This is a genomic window from Streptomyces sp. NRRL S-495 (genome assembly GCF_000966955.1).
GTDB lineage: Bacteria > Actinomycetota > Actinomycetes > Streptomycetales > Streptomycetaceae > Kitasatospora > Kitasatospora purpeofusca.
The window spans coordinates 1-4,179 of sequence record NZ_JZWY01001118.1 but is presented as its reverse complement, the minus strand read 5'-3'; the positions used below and the strand labels follow the sequence as shown (position 1 = coordinate 4,179).

Sequence of the window (4,179 nt, the reverse complement as noted above, 5' to 3'; positions counted from 1 at the left end):
GCGGGGAGCAGTTGGTCCTGCTGTCCCCGATGGCGATCTACAAGGGACCAACCCCGCATGCGCGGGGAGCAGACCTTGCCGTCCGGGTAGACGAAGCAGGCGGGGGGACCAACCCCGCATGCGCGGGGAGCAGGCCCTACGGCGTCGAAGGCACCCCGGGCGAGCGGGACCAACCCCGCATGCGCGGGGAGCAGGCCGCCCAGGTCCTCGACCACGCGCAGGTTCAGGGACCAACCCCGCATGCGCGGGGAGCAGGTCCAGAACCGGACGGTGTGGGCGCCGCCGTCGGGACCAACCCCGCATGCGCGGGGAGCAGGGCAGCCTGACGGGCCCGCGTAAGAGGTTGAGGGGACCAACCCCGCATGCGCGGGGAGCAGTTCCCGTCCGGCGACTGGTGCAGCCAGTAGTAGGGACCAACCCCGCATGCGCGGGGAGCAGGCGTACGACCCGACGGACGGGTCTCAGGAGCGGGGACCAACCCCGCATGCGCGGGGAGCAGCTGCTGGCTCTGCCCGACGATGTCGAGCGGGTGGGACCAACCCCGCATGCGCGGGGAGCAGATCTTGCCGTTGTCGGAATCCAGAATAATCCGGGGGACCAACCCCGCATGCGCGGGGAGCAGCTGCTGGCTCTGCCCGACGATGTCGAGCGGGTGGGACCAACCCCGCATGCGCGGGGAGCAGCCCTTCTCCTTCTCCTCCGCCGGCGGTTCCTCGGGACCAACCCCGCATGCGCGGGGAGCAGAACTGGAAGGCGTACGCCGCCGAGTGCGAGCGGGGACCAACCCCGCNGCGCGGGGAGCAGAGTCGGTGAGTTGCGGGTCTATCCGGCGCGGGGGCGGGATTCTGCGACTTCCAGAGATTCAGGCATTTCGGTCACCCTCGCAGGCGGGCTGCGCACCCGGCCAACCCTATCCAACCCGAGCTGTCCGAGTCCTCCGGTTGATTCCCGCGCTCGCGCACCTGCCTGGTCTCGAAGCTTCGCCGTCGCGCCCGAGGGGGAGGTTGCCGCGACCGCAGTGCGGCTTGTGCGGGGGAGCCGTGGTCGCAAGGGCGCTGCCGCAGGGCCACTGCACGAGGATGCCCGCCCCCAACGCCGCCCGAAGCAAGGCTCATTGGCGGAACCGCCGTCAGCGGGCCGGACGTTACCCGGACATGCTGAGCATGGTGAGTCTCGCAGGAAGTCTGCTGTTTCCCGCCGCCCTGGTCGCGGCGTTCTTCTTCTTGGCCGCCGCGCGGCAGCTTGTGCTGCGAACCCAACGGCCCGCATGGGTGCTTCAGCGTCTGCGGCGGCGCGACGACCTGGGTGAACGCGGGGTCGGAGCCACTGCGACCGAGGAGCTCCATGCTCTCCTCTACGCCGGCAAGCGAGTTCAACTGGAGCAGCGCCGGATCGAGTTGGTCCTTCGCGATGACGAGAACGACGGCGCACCTCCCAGGACCGGAATCGACCTCGATGCCGGTACCGCGACCGTCCTTCGGCCCCCGACCGGCGGCCCGAGCCGCAGGAAGTAGCCCAACCACCCCCCCAGCAGGACTGTGGCGAGGTAGCGCCAGCCACCCACCTGCGCCCGGGTGTCCGGTGTCCGCGCACCCGGTGCCGGCTGCAGCTCACCGATCGCATCGTCCAGTCCGAGCCGCCGAACGCCGGCCGCCGCCAGGACCACGGAGTCCAGCGTCCCGCCGCGCGTCCTGGTCCTGCCCAGTCGCGGCGCGTCGCACCGGTGCCCACCGTCGCCCCCTCCGGCAGGCTGGTCGGCGTGCCTCCGCACGGCGCGTCGCGAACGTCCTCACGGGCAGGGCGCGGCAACCAGGCCCAGCCCGTCCGGGGTCGCCGTCGGCAGGTCCTTGAGCGAGTGGACGACCAGATCGCCCCCGCCCACCAGCAGTGCGGCCTCCCGATCGGTGGAGAACGCAGAACCGCCCGAGGGCACTGACACCACGGCTGGTGGTGTCCGGGCCGGCGACGGTGGGGCAGATGCCTCCCCGCGGCTGCCCCACCTGGCGGGGCAAGGGCCCCTCCTCGATAGCCTCGCCCGTATGACGACGATTGACGACCTGGTTGCTCTGGTACCCCCACCGACGAACCCCATCGACGCGAGCGGTGACTGGACGCAGGTCGAGAACGCCCTCGGCCTCGAACTTCCGTCAGATTTCAAGTCCCTCATCGGTTCCTACGGCTTGGGCCAGTTCGTCGACTTCATCACCCCCCTCACACCGTTCGGCAGCCGCAACCGCCTGGTCCAGTCCGCGCAGCAGCTGCTGGAGAGCGAACGACCGTTCCGGGAGGCGAACCCGGACGAATGCCCCTACCCCTACTTTCCGGAGGCCGGTGGCCTGCTGGAATGGGCTGGAACCGACAACGGTGACCGGCTCTGCTGGGTAACCGGAGGCCACCCGGACACCTGGACCGTCGTCGTCTGGAACCCGCGCGGGTGCTACTACGACGCCCACGAGACCGGCGCGGCGGGCTTCCTCCACGGCTGGCTGAGCGGACGGCTCAACACCACCGTCTTCGCCGCGAACGAGCACGTCACGACACCGTGGTTCGAACCGTTCCGCGAGCTCAACCACGTCTACATCAAGCTCACCGACGGCCGGCGGACCTACCCCGAGCGCCTTCGGGTCCTGCGGGAGGCACTCTCTCCGACGGCCGACCGAGGTGGCTACAGGGACGAGGACGGCCGCCAGGACCACTTCGACGCCACCGAGCTCGGTTGGAGACTCACCTACGAGACGGCTTACGGCCACCGGATCCGCATCGCCTTCCCGCCCGACGACGAAGATCAGGTGCGATCGACCCTCCTCGCCACCATCCACAGCATGGGCTGTGACGTGCTGTCCACGACTACGCACCGCGGCGAGCCTGTCTGGGGCTGACCTCGGCTGAGCCGCCCGGACCCACCCGGCTCGGGGCTATGGGCCGACGCCGCGATTCAGAGGCACACCCGCGCTGTTCTGCCAGCAGTGAACCCCGGTCCGTCCGGGCTCGACGGTCACTACAGTCCCGTCCCATGACGACGGTTACTGCACGCACGGTCGAGTATCCGGCCGACGGCCTGACAATGATCGGGCACCTCGCGCTCCCGGCCGGTGTCGGCCGCCGGCCCGCAGTGCTGATCGGGCCGGAGGGCCTGGGGCTCAGCGACGTCGAACGCCAACGGGCCGACGCTCTCGCCGAACTGGGATACGTGGCGCTGGCCTTCGACCTCCACGGCGGGCGCTACTTGGGCGAGCCCGAGGACATGCTGGCCCGCTGCCTGCCGCTGCTCGCCGACCCCGACCGGATGCGGGGCATCGGCCACGCGGCACTCGACGTGCTGCGCGCCGAACCGCGGACCGACCCCGACCGGATCGCCGCCGTCGGCTACGGCACCGGGGGCGCAATCGCGCTGGAACTAGGGCGCGACGGCGTCGACCTGCGCGCGATCGGAACGGTCAACGGACTGACCACGGGCCGACCGGGCGAGGCGGCGCGCATCCACTGCCCGGTGTGGGCCGGGGTCGGATCGGAAGACCCGATCATGCCGCCCGCGCAACGGGAAGCGTTCACCGCCGAGATGCAGGCCGCCGGCGTCGACTGGCGCCTCACGGTCTACGGCGGCGCCTTGCACGCCTTCCACCACCCGCCGGTCGACCACACCGTGCTCCCCGGCGTCGGCCACCACCCACGGCACGCGCAGCGAGCCTGGCGCGACGTCGTCGACCTGCTCGCCGAGTGCCTGCCCGTACCGGAGTGAACCGGCCAGCACTCGCGAACCAAGCCGGTCGACCTCCACCGGCTCCGGGAGTTGCCGCCGCCATGCCGCGGCCTGCCGACACACAGCAGACGAACCGGCAACGACCAGCGACGGCAAGCCGAGGGCCGCATCCGAGCCGCCATGGACCTTCTCCGTACAACTGATGTGGGAGAGCGCCATGGAGCTGCAGTTCGTCGGATTGGGCCCGAGATGCAAGGCGGGGATCCGCCGGCCGCGTGGGTGGATGAGGAGAAGCGGGTCGCGTGTTCTTCGACTCCGTCCTCCCATGAGGGTGCCGGGAAGCCACGAAGCCCCCGGTATTGGGCGGATGCCCGGTCGGACCAGGTCCACCCCGCACCGCCCGACCAGGCGGTGCGCCACCGCTGCCAGGGTTGAGGCACGGCGGCCCCGAGTCGATGCTCGGGGCCGCCAGGTCGTCC

3 protein-coding genes, 1 pseudogene and 1 CRISPR repeat array are annotated in these 4,179 nt (G+C 71.0%); of the genes and pseudogenes, 3 read left to right on the top strand and 1 reads right to left on the bottom strand.

Annotation, left to right across the window (positions count from 1 at the left end; genetic code table 11):
- Nucleotides 1-43: 43 nt before the first annotated feature.
- Nucleotides 44-804: direct repeats of the CRISPR family, unit length 29 nt; unit sequence GGGACCAACCCCGCATGCGCGGGGAGCAG.
- 350 nt (nt 805-1,154) lie between these two features.
- On the top strand, nt 1,155-1,514 hold the full coding sequence (locus VR45_RS49760) for a DUF6191 domain-containing protein (protein WP_052709730.1): 360 nt from the start codon (nt 1,155-1,157) through the stop codon (nt 1,512-1,514).
- A 95-nt stretch (nt 1,515-1,609) separates the two neighbouring features.
- Here the strand turns inward: VR45_RS49760 and VR45_RS49755 are convergent.
- Nucleotides 1,610-1,927: pseudogene (locus VR45_RS49755) on the bottom strand (hydroxymethylbilane synthase); the annotation flags it as partial.
- Nucleotides 1,928-2,039: 112 nt separating this feature from the next.
- Between VR45_RS49755 and VR45_RS39645 the strand changes: the two are divergent.
- The gene (locus tag VR45_RS39645) at nt 2,040-2,879 is read left to right on the top strand and encodes an SMI1/KNR4 family protein (protein ID WP_045944823.1); all 840 of its coding nucleotides are present in this window, start codon (nt 2,040-2,042) and stop codon (nt 2,877-2,879) included.
- A 134-nt stretch (nt 2,880-3,013) separates the two neighbouring features.
- Nucleotides 3,014-3,739, top strand: a complete 726-nt coding sequence (locus VR45_RS39640) for a dienelactone hydrolase family protein (protein WP_045944822.1) — start codon at nt 3,014-3,016, stop codon at nt 3,737-3,739.
- Nucleotides 3,740-4,179 lie beyond the last annotated feature (440 nt).